This is a genomic window from Kitasatospora sp. MAA19 (assembly GCF_029894125.1).
Lineage (GTDB): Bacteria > Actinomycetota > Actinomycetes > Streptomycetales > Streptomycetaceae > Kitasatospora.
On the sequence record NZ_JARXYZ010000005.1, the window covers coordinates 225,019 to 245,980 of the forward strand.

20 protein-coding genes are annotated in these 20,962 nt (G+C 72.7%); 5 read left to right on the plus strand and 15 right to left on the minus strand.

The features are described 5' to 3' along the window. Nucleotides 1–55 precede the first annotated feature (55 nt). The 5 genes from P3T27_RS11295 to proB all read right to left on the minus strand — a co-directional run bounded on the left by P3T27_RS11295 (nucleotide 56) and on the right by proB (nucleotide 5,142). The gene (locus P3T27_RS11295; protein WP_280677071.1) at nucleotides 56–1,117 is read right to left on the minus strand and encodes a hypothetical protein; all 1,062 of its coding nucleotides are present in this window, start codon (nucleotides 1,115–1,117) and stop codon (nucleotides 56–58) included. Nucleotides 1,118–1,221: 104 nt separating this feature from the next. Continuing rightward, entirely contained in the window at nucleotides 1,222–1,806 is a 585-nt protein-coding gene (locus P3T27_RS11300; protein WP_280677073.1) for a hypothetical protein, read from the minus strand. Between the two features lie 113 nt (nucleotides 1,807–1,919). Continuing rightward, nucleotides 1,920–3,242, minus strand: a complete 1,323-nt coding sequence (locus P3T27_RS11305) for a glutamate-5-semialdehyde dehydrogenase (protein ID WP_280677075.1) — start codon at nucleotides 3,240–3,242, stop codon at nucleotides 1,920–1,922. A gap of 70 nt (nucleotides 3,243–3,312) precedes the next feature. Beyond that, nucleotides 3,313–3,837 carry a hypothetical protein gene (locus P3T27_RS11310; RefSeq protein ID WP_280677077.1) on the minus strand — a complete coding sequence of 175 codons (525 nt, stop codon included), beginning with the start codon at nucleotides 3,835–3,837 and terminating at the stop codon, nucleotides 3,313–3,315. A gap of 168 nt (nucleotides 3,838–4,005) precedes the next feature. Then, nucleotides 4,006–5,142, minus strand: coding sequence for a glutamate 5-kinase (gene proB, locus P3T27_RS11315; protein WP_280677079.1), 1,137 nt, complete (start codon nucleotides 5,140–5,142; stop codon nucleotides 4,006–4,008). A 310-nt stretch (nucleotides 5,143–5,452) separates the two neighbouring features. Here proB and P3T27_RS11320 point away from each other — a divergent pair, with 310 nt between their 5' ends. Next, entirely contained in the window at nucleotides 5,453–6,187 is a 735-nt protein-coding gene (locus P3T27_RS11320; protein ID WP_280677081.1) for a hypothetical protein, read from the plus strand. Between the two features lie 91 nt (nucleotides 6,188–6,278). Here P3T27_RS11320 and obgE read toward each other — a convergent pair whose 3' ends face one another. The 5 genes from obgE to P3T27_RS11345 form a co-directional block, all read right to left on the minus strand. Continuing rightward, on the minus strand, nucleotides 6,279–7,754 hold the full coding sequence (gene obgE / locus P3T27_RS11325) for a GTPase ObgE (protein ID WP_280677083.1): 1,476 nt from the start codon (nucleotides 7,752–7,754) through the stop codon (nucleotides 6,279–6,281). Between the two features lie 100 nt (nucleotides 7,755–7,854). Continuing rightward, a complete protein-coding gene (gene rpmA, locus P3T27_RS11330; RefSeq protein WP_280677085.1) occupies nucleotides 7,855–8,112 on the minus strand; it encodes a 50S ribosomal protein L27 in 258 nt (85 codons plus the stop codon). A gap of 14 nt (nucleotides 8,113–8,126) precedes the next feature. Beyond that, nucleotides 8,127–8,444, minus strand: a complete 318-nt coding sequence (rplU, locus tag P3T27_RS11335; RefSeq protein WP_280677087.1) for a 50S ribosomal protein L21 — start codon at nucleotides 8,442–8,444, stop codon at nucleotides 8,127–8,129. Nucleotides 8,445–8,674: 230 nt separating this feature from the next. Further along, entirely contained in the window at nucleotides 8,675–12,280 is a 3,606-nt protein-coding gene (locus P3T27_RS11340; protein WP_280677089.1) for an Rne/Rng family ribonuclease, read from the minus strand. 432 nt (nucleotides 12,281–12,712) lie between these two features. Further along, nucleotides 12,713–13,474 carry a TIGR03936 family radical SAM-associated protein gene (locus P3T27_RS11345; protein WP_280677091.1) on the minus strand — a complete coding sequence of 254 codons (762 nt, stop codon included), beginning with the start codon at nucleotides 13,472–13,474 and terminating at the stop codon, nucleotides 12,713–12,715. Between the two features lie 329 nt (nucleotides 13,475–13,803). On the opposite strand from P3T27_RS11345, the gene P3T27_RS11350 reads away from it, so the two are divergent. Then, complete coding sequence (locus P3T27_RS11350) at nucleotides 13,804–15,417, plus strand: recombinase family protein (protein WP_280677093.1); 1,614 nt, start codon at nucleotides 13,804–13,806, stop codon at nucleotides 15,415–15,417. 54 nt (nucleotides 15,418–15,471) lie between these two features. Here P3T27_RS11350 and P3T27_RS11355 read toward each other — a convergent pair whose 3' ends face one another. The 5 genes from P3T27_RS11355 to P3T27_RS11375 are packed head-to-tail and all read right to left on the minus strand — an operon-like array spanning nucleotide 15,472 to nucleotide 18,927. Beyond that, nucleotides 15,472–15,627, minus strand: a complete 156-nt coding sequence (locus tag P3T27_RS11355) for a hypothetical protein (protein ID WP_280677095.1) — start codon at nucleotides 15,625–15,627, stop codon at nucleotides 15,472–15,474. Beyond that, nucleotides 15,624–17,078 (minus strand): replication initiator, encoded by a 1,455-nt coding sequence (locus P3T27_RS11360; protein ID WP_280677097.1) that lies wholly within the window; start codon nucleotides 17,076–17,078, stop codon nucleotides 15,624–15,626. Before P3T27_RS11360 ends, P3T27_RS11355 begins: the two co-directional genes overlap by 4 nt. Further along, the gene (locus P3T27_RS11365) at nucleotides 17,075–18,328 is read right to left on the minus strand and encodes an FtsK/SpoIIIE domain-containing protein (RefSeq protein WP_280677099.1); all 1,254 of its coding nucleotides are present in this window, start codon (nucleotides 18,326–18,328) and stop codon (nucleotides 17,075–17,077) included. The genes P3T27_RS11360 and P3T27_RS11365 overlap by 4 nt, the downstream gene beginning before the upstream one ends. A gap of 36 nt (nucleotides 18,329–18,364) precedes the next feature. Continuing rightward, complete coding sequence (locus P3T27_RS11370; protein WP_280677101.1) at nucleotides 18,365–18,571, minus strand: hypothetical protein; 207 nt, start codon at nucleotides 18,569–18,571, stop codon at nucleotides 18,365–18,367. Beyond that, a complete protein-coding gene (locus tag P3T27_RS11375; protein ID WP_280677103.1) occupies nucleotides 18,571–18,927 on the minus strand; it encodes a hypothetical protein in 357 nt (118 codons plus the stop codon). Before P3T27_RS11375 ends, P3T27_RS11370 begins: the two co-directional genes overlap by 1 nt. Between P3T27_RS11375 and P3T27_RS11380 the strand changes: the two genes are divergently transcribed. From P3T27_RS11380 to P3T27_RS11390, 3 genes are all read left to right on the plus strand, one after another. After that, nucleotides 18,926–19,204, plus strand: a complete 279-nt coding sequence (locus P3T27_RS11380; RefSeq protein ID WP_280677105.1) for a hypothetical protein — start codon at nucleotides 18,926–18,928, stop codon at nucleotides 19,202–19,204. The genes P3T27_RS11375 and P3T27_RS11380 overlap by 2 nt on opposite strands. Nucleotides 19,205–19,287: 83 nt before the next feature. Continuing rightward, entirely contained in the window at nucleotides 19,288–19,908 is a 621-nt protein-coding gene (locus P3T27_RS11385) for a hypothetical protein (RefSeq protein WP_280677107.1), read from the plus strand. A 7-nt stretch (nucleotides 19,909–19,915) separates the two neighbouring features. After that, the gene (locus P3T27_RS11390; RefSeq protein WP_280677109.1) at nucleotides 19,916–20,647 is read left to right on the plus strand and encodes a creatininase family protein; all 732 of its coding nucleotides are present in this window, start codon (nucleotides 19,916–19,918) and stop codon (nucleotides 20,645–20,647) included. The last annotated feature ends 315 nt before the right edge of the window (nucleotides 20,648–20,962 follow it).

Consider the following 20,962-nt stretch of genomic DNA (forward strand, 5'->3'; position numbering starts at 1 on the left):
CCTCCGTCTCCCCCGAGGCTCCGGCCGGGCTCCGGGAATCCCGGCGAGGCGCCCCTCAGCTCCCCGCCAGCACTCCGCACACCTGCCACGCCGGCTGCGCGTGGTTGCCCGGGTCGATCGGCGACGGGGGCGCGACCTGGGTGCCCTGCGGGGTGGCCAGCACCGGCTGGAGGAACCCGGCCATCGAGGTGGTGCAGGGCTCCGGACCGGCCTGGATCACCGAGTCCACCAGCCGCAGCTGCGCCGAGGCGAGGTCGACCCGGTCGAACTGGAAGGTCAGCTGCCGCCGGACGGTCTCCAGGGTGACCGGAGCGCCGGCCGGGGCGCCGGCGGGCTTCAGCGCGTAGACGAAGGTGTGGTCGGTGGTGATCTGCAGCGTGCCGGTGTCCGCCTCGTCGATCCGCATCGCGCCGGTCACCTTCACGGTGTCGGCGGCCAGCGCGACCCGCGCCGGGTCGAAGCGGACCAGCCAGCCGGTCAGCGCGTGGTGCCGGTCGTCGACGGGCTGGGTCACGCTGGCGTCGAACTGGGCCTGCTCACCGGGGGTGACGAAGGCCCGGACGTCGGCGGTGGCGCCCTGGACGAGGGTGGCCGGGGTCAGCGAGGAGGCGACCAGGTAGCGCTGGACGGTATCGAGCGCCTTGGTGACCTCGACCCGGCTGAAGTGCTCGGTGGCGGCCCCGGTCGGGGTGCCCAGTCCGATCGCCCCGTCGCTGTACCCGGTCGGCAGCGCGGCGAACGGATCCGCCGGGTCGGCCACCGCCCTGACCGCCGAGGCCGGGCTCAACGCGACCAGGCTGACGGTCAGTTGACTGCCCTCGGGCCGGGCCGACATCCCGGTCGGCGAGCGGACGCCGAAGTACACCGCGGCCCCGAAGGCCAGCAGGATGAGCAGCAGCAGGGCGAGCGCCTGCCGCGGCACGGTGCCCAGCGGGCCGAGCCGCACCCGCGGGCGGGTGGCCCGGCCGAAGGACCCGGCCAGCCGCTCCCGGGCGGACAGCTCCTGGATCCGGGCAGCCCGGACGAACGATTCGTCGAACACGACGGACCGGTATTCGTCCTCGTTGCCGGAACCACCGTCGGGCGCACCCTCAGGAGGCTCTCGCGGGTCACCCATGACACCAGGGTAAGGCGCATCCGCGCCCCGCCACGAGGGTGTTCACACAGATTCCCGGGAACGCCCGGCGACCGCCCGCCCCGGCGCGCACCACCCCTACGACGTCACCCCGCGGGTGCGGTGACCACGAGCGAAGGCTCGGCCGGCGCGGGCCTCGGGTCGGTCCCGGGGCTGCTGCTGCCGGACTCCGGGCGCCGGGGCGCGCCGGCGGAGCCGCCCACGCCCTGGTAGATCGCCGCGACCGCGACCGCCACCAGGCTCACGCCCATGATCACGGCCAGCACCCACGCCACCGGCCGGTGCCAGCGCTGCTGGGCCACGTACCGCCCGCGCCCGGGCACCGGGTCGTAGCTGCGCCGGCCCCGGCGCCGACCGGGGCGGCCGGTCGCCCGGCCGGGGCCCGACCAGGGATCCGGGTAGAGGCGGTCGTCGTCGAGTCCGCTCGGGTACGGGCGCAGCTCCAGCGGCAGCCCGTCCCCGGGTGTGACGTCATAGCCCCAGCCCGGGCCCGCGGTGTCCGGCTCGAACCTGGCCTCGGCGGCGGCGAGCTGCCGCTCCTTGGCCGTCGGCTCGTGCACGGCGGCGGATCGGACGAAGGCCTCATCGAAGACCACGGTGGCGAACTCGTCGTCCGCACCACCGTGGTCGGCGCCGTCGGGGTACGGCAAGCCCCCCACATCGTCAGCCACGGATTCAGCGTATTACCGGGCGGACGATTTGTCTGTGGCTCATCGCAGTTGGTCCGTCACACGTGTGACGCGCGACGGTCCGGGCCGCCCCGGCCCCGCCGCCCGGGTCCCGCTCAGCGGGCGTCCGCGGCCCCGCCCACGGTCTGCGTCGCCTCGCCGCGCACGTGCCCGTCACCAGTGACGATGTACTTGGTGCTGGTCAGCTCGGGCAGGCCCATCGGGCCACGGGCGTGCAGCTTCTGGGTGGAGATGCCGATCTCCGCGCCGAAGCCGAACTCCCCGCCGTCGGTGAAGCGGGTGGAGGCGTTGACGGCCACCGTGGTCGAGTCGACCAGCCGGGTGAAGCGACGGGCGGCGGCCTGCGAGGTGGTGACGATCGCCTCGGTGTGGCCGGAGGACCAGCGGCGGATGTGCTCGACGGCGGCGTCCAGCGAGGGCACCACGGCCGCGGCCAGGTCGTACGAGAGGTACTCGGCGCCCCAGTCCTCGTCGGTGGCGGGCACCACGGTCGCGGCACCGCCCTCGGCGGCCTTGAGCACCGCGTCGTCGCCGTGCACGGTCACCCCGGCCTCGGCGAGCGCGGCCAGCGCGAGCGGCAGGAAGGCGTCCGCGACGTCCTGGTGGACCAGCAGCGTCTCGGCGGCGTTGCAGACGCTGACCCGCTGCGCCTTGGAGTTCAGCAGGATGCCGACGGCCATCGCCAGGTCGGTCTGCGCGTCCACGTAGACGTGGCAGTTGCCGGTGCCGGTCTCGATCACCGGCACGGTCGAGCCCTCGACCACGGTGCGGATCAGCGAGGCACCGCCGCGCGGGATCAGCACGTCGACCAGGCCGCGGGCGCGCATCAGCTCCTGGACGGAGTCCCGGCTCTCGCCCGGGACGAGCTGGACGGCGTCGGCGGGCAGCCCGGCCTCGGCGACGGCATCCCGCAGGACGGCGACCAGCGCGGTGTTGGAGCGGTAGGCGGAGGCGGAGCCGCGCAGCAGCACCGCGTTGCCGGACTTGAGGCAGAGCGCGGCGGCGTCCACCGTGACGTTCGGCCGGGCCTCGTAGATGATGCCGACCACGCCGAGCGGCACCCGCACCTGGCGCACGTCCAGGCCGTTGGGCAGCGTGTAGCCGCGCAGCACCTCGCCGACCGGGTCGGGCAGGCCGACGACGTCGCGCACGTCGGACGCGATCGCGGCGATCCGCTCGTCGTCGAGGCTCAGCCGGTCGATCACCGACTCGGCGGTGCCGGCCTCGCGGGCCCGGGCCACGTCCTCGGCGTTGGCGGCGGTGATCTCGGCACTGCGGGCCACCAGGGCGTCCGCGATCGCCAGCAGCGCGGCGTCCTTCGCCTTGCGCGGCAGCGGGGCGAGCGCGGCGGCCGCCTCCCGGGCTCGGCGCGCTACGGCGAGGACGGGGCTGTCGGCGGTGGCGAGGTCGCTGGTCATGCGCCAAGGGTAGCGACTGCGCCGAGCCCGCCGAGCGGCCATTTCGCCCGGTGAGACGGCGTCCGGACGCTCAGTACGGGTGCACCCCGCCCAGGTGCGGCGGCGGATCGCCGAAGCCCTCCGCCACCCGCTTGTGGTACGTCGCCCGGTCGACCACCTCCAGGCCGACGATCTCCCACGGCGGCAGGTTCGCGGTGACCTTGTGCTCGCCCCACAGCCGCAGCGCGATCGCCGCCGCGTCGTGCAGGTCCCGGGCCTGCTCCCAGTACCGGATCTCGGCGTGGTCGGCGGCGTACCGGGCGGTGAGGAAGAACGAGTGGTCGTGCGCCAGCCGCTCCAGCGAGGCGCGCAGCGAGGACAGCGGGGTGACCTGCCCGGACACGCTCAGCACCACGTGCCAGAGCCGGGCCTGCTCGGGCACGGTGGGCGGCTCCCCCGCGTCGGCACGCCGCGGCCGCAGCCCGCGCACCCCGCCGGGCCCCTGCGGCGGCGGACCGGCCGGCTCGGCGGGGCCGTCCCCGCGGCCGCCGTCGATGCTGGTCAGCCGCCGGCCCGCCGTCCCTGCGGTCAGCGCTGCCTCGCGCCTGCGTTCCACCGGCGGCCTCCTGTTCGGCGATGTCGTGTCGTCCCCCACACCGGCCCCGCCGGCCCGCGGCCGACCGGTACGGCTGCGCCCCTCCTCGCCCGCGGCCGGGCCTCTCCCCGTACGCAGCGGTCCACCGACCGCACTCCGCCGGCGGGCCGGCACCGGCACACCGGCCGGTCAGCCGCGCAGAACGACCAGGTCGTCGCGGTGGACGACCTCACGCTCGTACGCGGCGCCGAACTCCTGGGCCAGGTCGCGGGTGGACCGGCCGAGCAGGCGGGGCAACTCCCTCGCATCAAAGTTGACCAGTCCGCGCGCCACGATGTGGCCGTTTTCGGCAAGAAGGTCCACCGGATCACCCGCGGTGAACTCCCCGTCGACCTTGGTGACCCCGGCGGGCAGCAGCGAGGCGCCGCCGGAGACGACGGCCGTGACGGCGCCCGCGTCCAGGTGCAGGGCGCCGCGCGGGCTGCTCGCGTGGGCCAGCCAGAGCATCCGGTCGGAGGTGCGGCTGCCGGTGCGCAGGAAGAGGGTGCCGGTGGGCCGGCCGGCCAGCGCGTCGGCGGCCTGGCTGGCGGCGGTGAGCACCACCGGGATGCCCGCGCCGGTGGCGATCCGGGCCGCCTCGACCTTGGTGACCATGCCGCCGGTGCCGACGCCGGCCTTGCCCGCGCTGCCGATCTCGACGCCGTCGAGGTCGTGCGGGCCGCTCACCCGGTCGATCCGGCTGCTGCCGGGGCGGGCCGGGTCGCCGTCGTAGAGGCCGTCCACGTCGGAGAGCAGCACGAGCAGGTCGGCCCGGACCAGATGGGCGACCAGCGCGGCCAGCCGGTCGTTGTCCCCGAACTTGATTTCGGCGGTGGCGACAGTGTCGTTCTCGTTGACGATCGGCATCGCCCCCATCGCCAGCAGCTGGTCGAGGGTGCGGTAGGCGTTGCGGTAGTGGGCGCGCCGGCTGGCGTCCTCGGCGGTGAGCAGCACCTGGCCGACCCGGATGCCGTACCGGGCGAAGGAGGCGGTGTAGCGGGCGACCAGCAGGCCCTGGCCGACGCTGGCGGCGGCCTGCTGGCGGGCCAGGTCCTTGGGCCGCCGGTCCAGGCCGAGCGGGGCGAGCCCGGCGGCGATGGCGCCGGAGGAGACGAGGACGACCTCGGGCGCCTCCGGGCGGCTGCGTGCTTTGGCGAGCGCGTCCACCAGGGCGTCGACCCGGTCGGCGTCCAGGCCGCCGGCCGCCGTGGTGAGCGAGGAGGAGCCGACCTTGACGACGATCCGCCGCGCGGTCAGCACCTCCTCGCGCAGTGAGTCCTCGCTCATCTCGCTGTACGCCCTTCCGGTGTGGTGCGGGTGCGGCGGGCCCGGCCCGGGGCCGCCACCCCCGAAATCTACGCGATCCGCGCAGGTCGCCCGCAGGGTGTTTCACCGGCTGGACCCGCCCTGGTCACGGCGTCGCCACAGCCCGGCCGCCAACCCGGATGGCTGGTATGGTCCCTGACCGCAAGCCAGATCGGGGGACGGCTTCTTGCCCGCTGAACCCATTCGTCTTCGACGTTCCTGTCATCGGGGCGGCGCCGCACTGGGCAGGCCGGCAACGGTTCGCGGCCGCGCGCCCGGGAGAAAGCGCACCATGCGTTCGTACACCACCAAGCTGACCGTCGCCGCCCTGGCGGCGGCCACCGCCCTGTCGCTCGCGGCCTGCGGTCCGGACAGCACGGACACCCCGGCCGGGGCGGGCGGCGCCACCGGCGCGGCGCCGGCGCCGACCACCGCCGCCTCCGGGGCCGCGACCGGCGGTTCGGCCACGGGCGGCGCGGCGACCGGCGGTTCGCCCGCGGCCCCGACCAGCGCGGCCCCCGGGGCCGGGACGGCCGGTGCCACGGGCGGTGGCGCGGGCGGCGCCGTGCCCGCGGCCGCCACCGCGGTGAAGGTCGGCCGGCCCGCGACCGTGGACTTCGCCGACAAGACCTCCAAGGTCGCCACCAAGCTGGAGATCACCGTCACCGGTGTCGAGGCCGGCTCGCTCCAGGAGCTGACCGCCGCGAAGGTCCCCACCACCGGTTTGGAGGGCCGCACCCCGATGTACGTGAGCTACACCATCAAGAACCTCGGGGACGCCAGCCTCTCCTTCACCGCCCCGGACTCGAAGTTCGTCGTCTTCGACAACACCGGTCAGAAGGGCCTGAACGTCATGAACGCCGCCAACCCGCTGCCCAAGTGCACGGGGGCGAAGTTCCAGGGCGTCACGAAGGGCGTCGAGGCCAAGGGCTGCATCATCATCGCCACCACCGGCACCGCCCCGGTCGCGGTCGGCTACACCGACCTCACCGACCTGCTGAAGCTCCAGGCCTCCTGGACGAAGTGACGCCCCGTCGGCCGTGAGCACGCGAGCGGCCCCCGCCACCTCGAAGGGTGGCGGGGGCCGCTCGTGCCGGTAGGCCCGGGGGCCCGTCCGGTCAGTCCTCGTCGTCGCCCTCGATGGAGGCCTGGCGGCCGCTGGAGAGCGCCTCGAAGGCGAGGAACTCGGCCTCGGCCGCGTCCTTGCCCTTCTGCTTCTCGCGGCGGCGGTCGACCGCCGGGCGCGGGTTCTCGAAGCGGTGGTCCTCACCGCGACGGCCGAGCATCTCGGCGCCGGCGGCCATGGTCGGCTCCCAGTCGAAGACGACGGCGTTCTCGTCCGGGCCGATGATGACGGTGTCGCCCTCGTGCGCCCCGACCTTCCACAGCTTGTCCTCGACGCCGAGGCGGGCCAGCCGGTCGGCGAGGTAGCCGACGGCCTCGTCGTTGGAGAAGTCGGTCTGGCGGACCCAGCGCTCCGGCTTGGTGCCGCGGATGCGGAAGGCGCCGTCCTCCTCGGTGATGGTGAAGCCGGCGTCGTCAACGGCCTTGGGGCGCAGCACGATCCGGGTCGACTCCTCGACCGGCTTGGCCGCGCGCGCCTCGGCGACGATCTGCGCCAGCGCGAAGCTCAGCTCGCGCAGGCCCTTGCGGGAGGCCGCGGAGACCTCGAACACCCGGTAGCCGCGCTCCTCCAGGGACTCCCGGGTGAGGTCGGCGATGTCCTGGCCGTCCGGCACGTCCACCTTGTTGAGCGCGACCAGGCGCGGGCGCTCGTCCAGGCCGCCGTACTCGGCCAGCTCGGCCTCGATGGTCTCCAGGTCGGTCAGCGGGTCGCGGCCGGGCTCCAGGGTGGCGCAGTCCAGCACGTGCACCAGCACCGAGCAGCGCTCGACGTGCCGCAGGAACTCCAGGCCGAGGCCGCGGCCCTGGCTGGCGCCGGGGATCAGGCCGGGCACGTCGGCGATGGTGTAGACGGTGTCGCCCGCGGTGACCACGCCGAGGTTGGGGATCAGGGTGGTGAACGGGTAGTCCGCGATCTTCGGCTTGGCCGCGGAGAGCACCGAGATCAGCGAGGACTTGCCGGCGCTCGGGTAGCCCACCAGGGCCACGTCGGCGACGGACTTGAGCTCCATGACGATGTCCCGGGCCTCGCCGGGCTCGCCGAGCAGCGCGAAGCCGGGCGCCTTGCGGCGGGCCGAGGCCAGCGCCGCGTTGCCGAGGCCGCCGCGGCCGCCCTGGGCGGCGACGAAGCTGGTGCCGTGCCCGACCAGGTCGGCCAGCACGTTGCCCTGCCTGTCCAGCACCACGGTGCCGTCCGGCACCAGCAGGACGAGGTCCTCGCCGTCCGCGCCGGTGCGGTGGCCGCCCGCGCCGGGCTTGCCGTTGGTGGCCTTGCGCTTGGGCGAGTGGTGGTACTCGAGCAGGGTGGTGATCTGCGCGTCGACGGTGAGGATGACGCTGCCGCCCTCCCCGCCGTTGCCGCCGTCCGGGCCGCCGAGCGGCTTGAACTTCTCCCGGTGCACGGAGGCGCAGCCGTGGCCCCCGTTACCCGCGGCGACGTGAAGTTCGACGCGGTCCACGAAGGTGGTCATGGTGTGCCTCCAGTGTGCGAAAGTCTGCTTCTACCTGCGTAAAGCGCGAAGGGTGGACCGGATCATCCCGGCCCACCCTTCACTGTGAGTCTGGTGTGACTCAGGCCTCGACGGCCACGATGTTGACGACCTTGCGGCCGCGGCGGGTGCCGAACTGCACCGCGCCGGCGTTCAGCGCGAACAGCGTGTCGTCGCCACCGCGACCGACGCCCGCACCCGGGTGGAAGTGGGTGCCGCGCTGGCGGACGAGGATCTCGCCGGCGGAGACGACCTGGCCGCCGAAGCGCTTCACGCCGAGGCGCTGGGCGTTCGAGTCACGGCCGTTACGGGTAGAGCTTGCGCCCTTCTTGTGTGCCATATCTCGCTATCCCCTTACTTGCTGACCGAGTCGATGCTGGTGATGCGCACCGCGGTGTGCTTCTGACGGTGACCCTGGCGACGGCGGTAGCCGGTCTTGTTCTTGTAGCGCAGGATGACGATCTTGTCACCCTTGGTCTGGTCGACCACCTCGGCGTGAGCCTTCACGCCGGCCAGGACCCACGGGTCCGAGGTGACGGCCTCGCCGTCGACGATCAGGATGGTCGAGAGCTCGACCGAGTCACCCGGCTTGGCCTCGATACGGTCGATCTCCAGCACGTCGCCGACGGCGACCTTGTGCTGGCGGCCGCCTGCGCGAACGATCGCGTACATGCGGTACCTGCTTTCCTTACTCGGTCTGAACCCCCGACGCCAGCCACCTGGGTACGGACACAGGGGCCTCTCCCCGCCCGTGCCGCGCGAACGCGGCGCCTCGGGAAGGTGATGTGCTCGGGAGCGTGGCGTAGACACGCCAGTGGTCAAGAATACGGACCGGCCGCCCCGGGGGCAAACCGGCCCGTACGGCCCGGGGCGGGAGAAGTCCCGCCCCGGGCGCGTGGGCACTACTCGGCCGCCGTATCACCTTCGGCGGCCGCCGCCTTCTTGGCCGCCGCGCTCGTCCGCTTGGTCGCGGTCTTGCGGGCGGTGGTCTTCTTGGCCGCCGTGGTCGTCTTCTTGGCGACGGTCTTCTTCGCGGCGGTCTTGCGGGCGGCCCGCTTCTTGGGCGCCGGGGCCTCCTCCGCGGCCGGTTCCTCGGCCTCGGCGGCCGGGGTCCCGGTCGCCGCGGCCTCCTCCGCCGGAGCCTCGACGGCCTCCGGGGCGGCGGCCTCGACGACCACGGCCTCCTCGACCGCCACCGGCTCGGCCGGCGCCTCGGTGGCGGCCTCCACGGCCTCCACGGCCTCGGGGGCCACGGCAGCCGGGGCGGCGGCCTCCAGGGCCGCCTCCAGGGCCGCGTCGGCCCGCGCCTGCAGCACCACGATCTCGGCCTCGCCCGGCACGCCGGCCGGAGCCGTCGCCTTGCGCACCGCGCGGCGGCGGGTGCGGCCGGCCGGAGCCGCCGGGGCGGCCGGGATCTCGACCAGGTCCGCCGGGGCGGCCGGGGCCTCCTCCGCGGCCGGCTCCTCGGCACCCGGGACCTCCAGGGCCAGCTGGCCCTCGATCTCCTCGCGCACCGGCTCGGCCGGCAGCTCGACGACGGCCTCGGCCACCTCGACCTCGACGGCCTGCGGCTCCTCCTGGACCGCCCCGCCCTTGCCCCGGCGACGGCGCTTGCCGCCGCCCGAGGCCGCCTCGGCCGACACGGCCGGGGCGTGGACGTGGGCGCTCGGCTGCTCCATGTGGACGATCACGCCGCGACCGTTGCAGTGCACGCACGACTCGGAGAAGGACTCCAGCAGGCCCTGGCCGACCCGCTTGCGGGTCATCTGGACCAGGCCCAGCGAGGTGACCTCGGCCACCTGGTGCTTGGTCCGGTCCCGTCCCAGGCACTCCAGCAGGCGGCGCAGCACCAGGTCCCGGTTGGACTCCAGCACCATGTCGATGAAGTCGATCACGATGATGCCGCCGAGGTCGCGCAGCCGCAGCTGGCGCACGATCTCCTCGGCCGCCTCGATGTTGTTGCGGGTGACCGTCTCCTCCAGGTTGCCGCCCTGGCCGACGAACTTCCCGGTGTTGACGTCGATGACGACCATCGCCTCGGTGCGGTCGATCACCAGCGAACCGCCGCTGGGCAGCCAGACCTTGCGGTCCAGCGCCTTCATCAGCTGCTCGTCGATCCGGTAGGTGGCGAACACGTCCACCTCGGAGGTCCACCGCTGGAGCCGCTCGGCGAGGTCCGGGGCCACGTTGGAGACGTAGTCGTGGATGGTGCTCCACGCCTCGTCGCCGGAGACGATGACCTTGGTGAAGTCCTCGTTGAAGATGTCGCGGACGACCCGGACGGTCATGTCCGGCTCGCCGTACAGCAGCGCGGGGGCGTTGCCGGTCGCGGCCTTCTTCTGGATGTCCTCCCACTGCTGCTGCAGCCGCTGGACGTCGCGGGTCAGCTCCTCCTCGGAGGCGCCCTCGGCGGCGGTGCGCACGATGACGCCCGCGTCGTCCGGGACGATCTTCTTGAGGATCTGCTTCAGCCGGGCGCGCTCGTTCTCGGGGAGCTTGCGCGAGATGCCGGTCATCGAGCCCTCGGGCACGTACACCAGGTAGCGGCCGGGCAGCGAGATCTGGCTGGTCAGACGGGCGCCCTTGTGGCCGATCGGGTCCTTGGAGACCTGCACCAGCACGGACTGGCCGGACTTCAGCACCGACTCGATCCGGCGCGGGCCGCCGTGGCCGCCCAGCGCACCGAAGTTGACCTCGCCGGCGTACAGCACGGCGTTGCGGCCCTTGCCGATGTCGACGAAGGCGGCCTCCATCGACGGCAGCACGTTCTGGACCTTGCCCAGGTAGACGTTGCCGACGTACGAGGTGGCCTGCTCCTTGTTGACGTAGTGCTCGACCAGCACGCCGTCCTCCAGGACGCCGATCTGGGTCCGCTGGCCGTTCTGGCGCACCACCATGACGCGCTCGACCGACTCGCGGCGGGCCAGGAACTCGGCCTCGGTGATGATCGGCACCCGGCGGCGGCCCAGCTCGCGGCCCTCGCGGCGGCGCTGCTTCTTCGCCTCCAGGCGGGTCGAGCCCTTGATGGACTGCACCTCGTCCGGGTCGAAGGACGGCTCGGTGGAACGGCGGCGCGGCTCGCGCACCTTCACCACCGTGCGGACGCCGTCCTCGGTGGTCTCGGCGACCTCGACGGCGCCGGCCTCACCGCTGCGGCGGCGACGGCGACGACGGCGACGGGACGAGGACAGACCGGCGGCCAGGTCGTCGTCCTCCTCGCCCTCCTCCTCGACGTCCGCGGCCGACTCCTCGGCGGCGGGCTGCCCGGTCTCGACGACCTCGGCCTCGAACTCCTCGGCCTCGCCACGGCGACGGCGACGGCCACCCCGGCGGCGACGGCGCGACGGACGGCCGTCGTCCTCCCACTCGCCCTCGGTCTCCGGACCGGCGACGGGGGCCTCGACGGCGGGCGCCTCGACCGGGGCCTCGGCGGCCTTCTCGACGACCTTGGCCTTCTGGACGACCGCGGCCTTCTCGACGGCCTTCTCGGCCGGCTTGGCCTTCTCCGCGGCCTTGGCCTTCTCCGCGGCCTTCGAACGGCTCGGCGGCTGCACCCGCACCGAGGTGCGCACCCGGCGGCGGCGGCCGACGCCGCTGTACTCGAACTCGTCCTCCTCGCGCTCGGCGGCCGGGGCCTCGACCGGCGCCGACGCCGGCGCGGCCGCGGTCGCGGGCTGCTGCTGCGCGGCGGGCGCGACGAAGGGGGCCGGCTCCTGGAACACCGGGGCCTGGAAGATCGCGGTGGACGGGCGGACCGCACGGCGGCGCACCCGGTGGGTCGGCTCGGCGGCCGGCTCGGGCCGGACGACCGGCTCGGGCTGGACGGCCACGGCCTCCTCGACCGGCTCCTCCTCGGCGGGCTCCTCGACGGCCGGCTCCTCGACCGGGGCCTCGACGACCGGCGCGGCCTCGACCACGCGGCGACGACGGGCCCGGCGGGCCGGAGCCGCGGGGGCCTCCTCGGCGACCGGCTCGGCGGCGGGGGCCTCGACGGCGGGCGCCGCGACGGCCGGCTCAGCGGCCGGGACCTCAGCGGCGGCCGGCGCCCCGGCGGGGGCCTCGGCGCGCTTGCGGGTGCGGCGGGCCCGGACGGGCTTCTCCGCCTTCTCGTCCTTCTCAGCGGCCGGCTCAGCGGCCTTCTCGACCGTCTCCTCGGTCGCCTTCTCGGCCGTCTTCTCGACGGCGGGCGCCTCGGCGGCCACGCTCGGGGTCGCCTCCGGCGCCCCGGCGGGGGCCTCGGCGCGCTTGCGGGTGCGGCGGGCCCGAACCGGCTTCTCGGCTGCCGGAGCCGCCTCCGGGGCGACGGCCGGAGCAGTCTCCGCCGTCGGCGCCTCGGCCGGGATGACCGTCTCGGCCGTCTCGGCGGCCGCGCCCTGCGGGGTGCCCGCCGGGCGGGACACCGCACGGCGACGGCGACGCGGAGGCGCGGACGCGCCCTCGCCGCCGTTCGCGGCGTTCTCGTTCTGTTCCGTTGCCGCGTTCTGCTGCGGATCGGTGTTATCGAGCATGCGGGTGGATCTCCCGTCAGGCCCCCGGGCTCCACATCCGGGCACGGCACGGCACCGGTGGCCGACCGGCATCGCGACGATGCTCGGCCCGGACCCTTTCACGGTGCCGCCGCGCGGACGCGAGGCCGCACAGGGGCTCGTAGTCTCGCTCGGCGCCCCACGCTCAGTGGGGTGTCGAAAAGTCTTCTGGTCTGACCAGTCTTCTGAGGTTTTCCCAAGCTGCGCCGTTCCCCAACCCCGGGTGGCTCCCGGACGGGGTTCCCGGGCCCACCGACCGTCCTGGTCGGCGGGCCTCAGGTGGCCGGCCTGTGCTGCGACGACGCTCGCTCCCCTGGGGAGCCGCGGGAACCTGGAGGACCGTCGGGTCCAGTGAGGCACTGGACCCGGCCTCCGCCCGTCAGGCGGACGCGGCCCCGCGAACCCTGGCGGCGGTCAGCCGGCCGGGGCCGCGGCGCGGTCGAGCGCCAGCGGGTCGGTCACCGTGCCGGTCCCCTCGTCGAGCGGCCCCTGCGCCAGCCTGGTCACCTCTGCGGGGACCGGCGGCGCCAGGTCGGCCGTCGCACGGAGACCGGACAATACGTCGTCGGGTCGTACGGCGGGTGTGGCGTGTCGTACTACCAGGCGCAGTATCGCACAGGGACGGCCGGTCCGAACATCGCGGTCCGCTTCGACCACCGTGTCCGCACCGCCGTCGACCTGCGGCGGGAGAACGTCGAGCGCCGCCACCGCACCGCGCGCGTCGAATACCCGCACGCCGTTCTTGGTCAGGCGTTCCACCTCCACCCGCTCCGCGGCGAGGAACACCGCGACCGCGCGGGCCGCCTCCTGCGGCTCGACACCATCCAGCCGGACCAGCCACTCGGAGGCTTCCAGGCGCTCCACGAAGTTCGGCGTCCGGACCTCGACCGCGTCGATCACGTCCAGGCCGGTCGGCAGCGACCCGTCCAGCTGCGCCCGCAGCTCCTCGGGGTCACGGAGAGCGGCCAGGCCGATCTCCAGGTACTCCGCCTCGCTCGCCACCCCGGTCGGGGCCGCGTTGGCGTAGGACACCTTCGGGTGCGGAGTGAAGCCGGCCGAATAGGCCATCGGCACGGCGGACCGGCGAAGAGCGCGCTCGAAGGCGCGCTGGAAGTCGCGGTGGCTGGTGAAGCGGAGCCGGCCGCGCTTCGTGTAGCGGAGACGGATCCGCTGCACCGTGGGCGCGGGCGGCGGACCGTCGGGCGTACGGCGTGCCAGGGTCGCTCAGTCCTTAGTCAGTTGTCCCCGTCCGGCGCGGCGGCTGCCGCCGCTGTCCGGACTCTGTCACCTCAAAGGGTACGCGCCCCGTCACCCCCCTCGTTCCGCCCCTGGTCAGCCGCACACCGACGACCCCCGGCCGGAACGGGTCCAACCGGGGGTCGCGGCGCGCGAAAGGACTACTTGTTGACGACGCTCAGCGGCAGCAACTTCTTGCCGGTGGGATCTGGAGGTCCATCTGAGGCTAAATGGCGACAGGTCTAAAACTGTCGACAGGGGTCACCGGCATGGCGAAGCGCACCCGCACAGCACGCAGCGCGCAACAGAAGGCGTACACGGTCGAAGCCGAGTGGACCGCCGCGGATCTGGCCCTGTTGGAAGAGCTGAAGAGAGCCGAGGCCGCACTTCCGGCGGACGCGCCCCGGGCGCTGCTCTCCGTCCGGCTGTCCGTGCTGACGGAGGACACCACCTCCCCCGTCCGCCAAGAGCTCGACCTTCGCCGCGAGGCCCTGAACCGGGGCTGCCGCGTCGTCGGCGTCGCCAGCGACCTCAACGTCTCCGCGACGAAGGTGCCGCCGTGGAAGCGGAAGCAGCTGGGCGACTGGCTGAACAACCGGGCGCCGGAGTTCGACGTCCTCCTGTTCTGGAAGCTCGACCGCTTCATCCGCCGGCTCTCCGACCTGAACGCGATGATCGACTGGGCGCTGAAGTACGGGAAGAACCTGGTCTCCAAGCACGACTCGATCGACCTGACCACCGTGGTCGGCAAGATCATGGTCACGCTGATCGGCGGCATCGCGGAGATCGAGGCCACCAACACGAGCACGCGCGTCGCGAGCCTCTGGGACTACGCCAAGACCCAGTCCGCCTGGCTCGTCGGCAAGCCGGCTTTCGGCTACACCACGGCCGAGGACGAGGACGAGAACGTCGTCCTTGTTATAGAGGCCGACGCCCACAAGGCCCTGCACTGGTGCCGGCGCCTGGCCCGCCGCGGCGTGTCCGCCCGCCGCATGGTCACGCTGCTCAAGCGCGCCGGTCTCGCCAGCGACGGCCTCACCCCCACCACCCTCCGCCGCCAACTGCGCAACCCGGCGCTGATGGGCTACCGCGTCGAGGAGGACAAGACGGGCGGCGTCCGCCGGTCCAAGCTCGTCCTGGACAAGAACGGGAAGCCCATCGGGGTCGCCGAGGCGATCTTCGAGGACGACGAGTTCTACGAGTTCCAGGCCGACCTCGACAAGCGCAGCAAGAACCAGCCTCAGCGGCAGCCGGGCAGCGCTACGAAGTTCCTCGGCGTCTTCATCTGCGCCGACTGCAAGACGAACATGACCGTGCAGAGGAACCGCGTCAAAGACCGGATGTACGCGTACCTGCGGTGCCAGGGATGCAAGGCCGGAGGCCTGGGCTCCCCCAACCCTGATGCGATCAACGCCAAGCTCGTCAGTGACGTGCTGTCCGTCCTCGGCGACGAGCCTGTACAGGTCCGGGAGTACGCGCGAGGCGCCGAGGCCCGCGCGAAGGTGGCCCAGCTTGAAGAGTCCGTCGCCTATTACATGAAGGAACTTGAGCCCGGCGGCCGGTTCTCGAAGACCCGATTCACCCGCGAGCAGGCTGAGGAGACCCTGGACAAACTGATCGCTGAGCTCGGGGAGATCGACCCCGCGACCACGGAAGACCGGTGGGTGAACGTGGCCAACGGCAAGACGTTCCGACAGACCTGGGAGGAAGGCGGCATCGAGGCCATGTCGGCCGACCTCCTGAGGGTGGGCGTCCGCTGCGAGGTCACCCGCACCAAAATCAAGGGCCAGCGCGCACCCGAGGTGAAGCTGAGGCTCATGATCCCCAAGGACTACCGGGACCGCCTGGTCATCAAGGAAGACCACTCCGCCGGAAAGATCTGAACAGACAAGGAGACGTGCGACAGCCCCCGACATCAGAGCCGGGGGCTGTCGTCGTCAGTGCCGCGTCGGGTCGTAGGGCTCCTCGTTGCCTTCGTCGTCCACGATGACGATCTCGCTCCTGATGACCGGCGCGCGCGCTTGCTCCGAAGCCCGCTCGGCAGAGCTTCCCGCCAGAGGGGTCGTGCCCGGCGTGGCGGGACGAACCGTCACGGCACTTCCCGGCGCCGGTCAGAGAGCCCCGCGGCGTCGCGGGCCACCTCACGGTTGGTCGTAAGGTCCTCCGCGATACCCGCAGCGATGAGCGCTTCCCCCGGACTGTGACCGGACCCGACGAAGCGCCATGCGGCGTCGACCGTCGTCCCGGTGTCCCAGTCGGCGTACAGGTCCCGGCCGGCGGCGACGGCGCGGGCATGTTCGGCACGGGCGGCACGGAGTTGGCCGTAGGTGGTGGAGTAGGCGCGGGTCTTGGTGAGGCAGTGGCCGCGGTATCCGAGCATGTGGGCCCAGGTGCGCAGGCGTAGGTGGCGCAGTTCGGGCAGGCCCCCGAGGCGCCAGGCGGTGGCGATGAGGGCCCTGACGTGCGGGTTGACGCGCAGCGTCCGTATCTCTGCCAGCGACGTGATGCGGCGGTCGGCGGCCCCGGCGGTTTCGGCGCTCTTGCTGGTGTATTTGGCGACGTAGGCGGCTACCGCGTCGTCCGTGAGCCGTCCGCCGTCCCCGTTGGTGAGGGGATGCGCGTCGAGCTGAGTACCAAAGCTGAGCCGTCCGCCGCTGTAAGCCTCCGAGTCGGGGCACGGCAGCGCGACGGCGGAAGCCGCGGAGTGGACCGTCTCCAGGAGGAGGTCCGGGGTGGCCCAGGGCGGGGGTGGCGATGTGGGTCCGTCGGGCCCGTCAAAGCGGATGACGGCGTGGAAGTGGACGGCGCCGCGCTTCTGGTACTCGGCGACCTTGGTGGCCGAGACCCGAACCAGGGTGCGCACCTGCGTCCGGCCTATGCCAGCCCCTGCGGCGATGTGGTGGTAGAGGTTGTCGCGGAAGGCCTTCCATAACGCCGGGGCCATGACGTTCCACAGGATGTGGCCGGGGTAGTCGTAGCAGTCGGCGCAGAGCGGCTGTCCGATGAGCGGGTCCGTGTCGGGGTGGGTTCGGCCGCAGCCGTGGTGGCCGCCGTGTTCGCAGCGTCGGCGCCGGGCGGGGTGGCAGTCGTCGGCGCGGTGGACCGGGCCGAACGAAGGCGCGGTCAGGGTGACGAACAGACGCGGGTGCGTCCGCACGGTGTCGGGGACGCCCTTGCCGCCGATGAGGCCGGAGCGGACCACGTGGAAGGTGTCGCCGCTGTGCTCGCGGGAGCAGGGTGCGCAGCGGGTGGCCCGGCGGTTGCGGCAGCGGATCGGGAGCCGGCCGCCGGGTTCGGTGCCGGTCGAGTAGTGGCGCAGGACCTCGCGGGTCTCGGCGTCGAGGGTGGTGGTGCTGCCGGTGAGGTAGATCGGTTGGGCGCAGCCGCCGGTGGCGCGGATCTGGTCGAGCCAGCGGTTGAGGTCGGGCATCTCGCCGAGGCGGACCAAGTCTCGCTCAATGAGAGGAAGTTGGCGCATCCGCGCCTCCCGGTCGAGGAGGGCGCGGCGTGCGGTGGGGTCGGTGTAGGGGTTGTTACGGGTCATGGTGGGTGTCTCCAGGGCCAGGGGTCGCCGGGCCCCGGCCGAGCCATGTGTGCGGTGGCTCGGCCGGGGGGACGAGCCTGGTCGGGAGTGACGTGGATGGAGCGGGCCCGGGTCCACCGACCGTCGGTGTCGGCGGTGATGGCGACGCCCTGTTCGGCGAGGGTGATCCGTTGTGCTGCCTCCAAGGCGTTCTTGTTGAGGTCGCCCAGCACCATCTCCGCCGTCCCCGCGTCGCTCACCCGGTGGCAGACCCGGCCGGCCAACTGCGCCCGCAGGGCCGTGACCCCGGGGCCGAGGTCCGAGCCGACGCGTTGCCCCGCGATAATCAGGTGGACTCCGAGGGCCGCGCCGAGCTGGGACAGGCGCAGGAGGTTCGTGGAGATCTCGCCGACCTCTGCCTTGTCCTCCCACGTGGCCATCAGGTACAGCTCCGCGACCTCGTCGACGATCAGGACGACAGGCAGCACCCGGGCCTTGGCGGGCAGGTCCCAGATCGACCGGGCCCCGACCGATCGGCACAACTGCATCCGCGCCTCAGTCTCAGCGACCAGTTCGGCCAGGAGCCTCGCCGCCTCGGCCCGGGTGGACGCCAGCGCCGACAAGCGGTCCTCGAACAGCGAGAGCTCAATGCCGCCCTTGAGGTCGATGCCGAACAGGGCGACCCGCTGCGGGGCAAGTTCCTTCACCAGGGAGGCGATCAGGGTGGACTTGCCCGAGCGGGTCGCGCCGACGATCAGCCAGTGCGGCGCGCGCCGGAAGTCGATCACCCAGGCCCGGCCGTCCTCCAGCAGCCCAACCACCGCCCGCAACACGCGCTGCTTCAACTGGTACGGCACGACCGGCGCCCACAGCGGGTCCCAGGCCAGAGCCGACAGGGTCACGAACCCGCGCTCGTCCGAGAACAGCCGGACCGCGTGAACCCGCCAGGCGTGCGTCAGCGCCTCCACGGCGGACAGGAAGTGGTCCGGCACCTGCCCCGGGTGCATCCGCACCGCCACGTCCAGGCCACCACGCCACAGCTTCGGCACGCCCAGGCGGGGCGGAACCGGCTTGAGGGGATCACCCCTCACCACCAGGTCGCCGAGCAACGCCCGCCCGGGACGCTTGGCCACCGCGAGGCCGAGGTTCGTTGTCAGCCGACGCCAGGTGAGCCGGACCCGGATCACGGTGACCGGGTAGCCGAGCACGCACCACCAGATGTAGGGGTAGCTGCGCCGCAGCCCCGGGGCCGTGGCGAGCAGGATGAGCACCGTGGCCAGCAGGCACCCAGAGGAGCTGGGCGAGGATCACGGCCGGCCCCCGTTCTCCATCGCGGTGTTGTGGGCCTCGGTCTCCAGATCACGGGCCTGGCCGGCGGCCTTGGCGGCGAGGGTCGCGATCTGGTCGAACAGCTGCGCGCCGCTGCTGTCGGCGGCGAACGGGCTGACCTCGTCGGCCAGGTCACCGAGCTCACACAGCAGACGCCGGAGCCGCGCGCGGGTGACGGTGCTCATCAGGCATCACCACCCTTAGGCGAGGCCGACGCGGGAGCGGGGACGGGGACGGGGGTGATCGTGTCAGCGCGGAAGGACAGGCCGTGCCGGTCCCCCATCGCCCACGAGAAGGCGGTCAGGCCGGTGACGTGCACCCGCACGCCCTCCACGACGCCGACCGGTTCGCCGGACGCGCTGATCTCGATGATCGAGGCCCGCCGGCCGTCCTGCCGTACCGCGACACCGACCGTGTACACGGTCTGCCCCTCACGGTCCTTCCTCACCTCCCCGGTCTCACGGTTCGCGATCCGCACCTCCGGGGCGACGATGCAGGTCATCGTGCCCAGCCGGGTTCCGTCCACGGGAATGGACTGCATGAGCGCACCGACACAGCCTCGATGCCACGCTCCGGCGCCGACCGCCGGCAGCCAGGACCTCCGTGCGCCGATCGACCCGGAGTTCCTCGTCGCCCACCTGCGCACGGTCATGCCCAGCCACTGCAAGGCCGCCAACCTGCTCGGCTCCCGTCATGCGCTCGACGCGGTGACCCGACACGTCGAACTGCTCGACCGCCTCCAGCAGAGCACGGGCGGCCGTGCCCGGGACGAACTCCTGACGATCGGCGCCCGCACCGCCGAGTTCCTGGCTGGCTGAACCAGGACCTGGGGGACTTCAACGAGGCCCTCTATTGGTCAGACCGCGCTATGGAATGGGCCCAAGAGAGCGGCGACGACGTCATGGCCGCTTACGTGCTCTTCCGGAAGAGCAACCAGGCCACCGCCCAGCGCAATGCCCAGAAGGCCGTGAGTCTCGCCCGAGCCGCCCAACGTTCGGTCGGCGCCACGCGCCGCATCCGGGCTCTGGCCGCACAGCAGGAGGCCCAGGGCCATGCCCTCATGGGCAACCCGCGCTTCGCCGAGGCAAAGTTCGACGAGGCCCACGAACTCGCCGCCGTACCGGACGACTCTCACGCGGACGAGGCGCTGGATCTGGCGTACTGCACGCCGACCTACATCGAGATGCAGCGTGCGAACTGCCTGATCGACTTCGGCGACCCGCGCACCGCCGTGGGCATGTTCGAGGCGGAACTCCGATCCCTGCCGCCGATCTACCGCAACGACCAGGGCGTGTACCTCTCACGGCTTGCACGCGCCTACGCCGTGTCCGGCGAGCCGGAACAGGCCGCCGCCGCAGCCGGCCGAGCCCTCTCGATCGCCATCGACACCGAGTCCGCCCGGACGATGTCCGAGCTGTCCGCAGCTGGAAAGGCCCTTCAGCGCTGGCACGCTATACCCGAAGTAGCCATGTTCACCGGTCGTTTGACCCTGATGAGCACGGCGAACCCTCTCGACCGCTGACGACCTGATGAGAGAGGCTGGGCCCACGGACGCACTGATCACGGCCGCCACCTCCGCAGACGAACGCCGGCGCGGCGCCAAGGTCGCCGTGCTGCCAGTCGGCAGCTTCGAGCAGCACGGCGACCACTTGCCGCTCACCACGGACACCGTCGTCGCCAGCCTGATCGCCCAGCGGATCGCCGCCGACTACGACCTGTTCCTCCTGCCGCCCATCACGCTGTCCTGTTCCCACGAGCACGCCCACATGCCGGGCACCGTCAGCATCAGCGCCGCGACGCTCTACGCCGTGATCAACGACACATGGAAGTCCCTCCAGGCGTCCGGGGTCCCCGGCCTCCTGATCGTGAACGGCCACGGCGGCAACTACGTCCTCTCGAACGTCGTCCAGGAGGCCAACACCGACAGCCCGCGCGTCGCCCTCTTTCCCGTTCGGGAGGACTGGCACCAGGCCCGCGAAGCGGCCGCCCTGGAGAGCTCAGGTGCCGAGGACATGCACGGCGGCGAGTTGGAAGTGTCCCTGCTCCTCCACGGCGCTCCCCACCTCGTCCGCGACGGCATCGAGGGCGACGACCACGACGCCCCGGAGCGTCCCCACCTCCTGACCCTGGGCATGGCCGGCTACACCGAGAACGGCATCATCGGCCGCCCGTCACTCGGTACGGCCGAGAAGGGCAAAGCCATCCTGGAGAGCCTGTCCAAGTCGGCCGCCGCACACCTGTCACTCATGGGGAGTAGCTGAGAACAACCGGGTATCGCTCGGAAGTGGATACCGAGGCCACGCGGGCACCCGATGAGCTGGCCAGGACTTGCCTCGCGAGCCATCGTCTCCCCCGGGCTCTCGTGCCAACGAGCAGTTGGCTTCGAGCGTACGCAGCGAGTACATAACCGGACTAGACATCGGCCGGACCCAGTGAAAATCAAAATGCGGCCATCCGTGCAGTCCTGCACATTCGGACCATGGCGGGGGTCATCGTGCTCCTTGAGCTGGACCAGGCCCAGGCAGGCTTTGTGGGACGTCTCAACTGAGGTGGCTAGCCATGTCTCAAATCCCAGG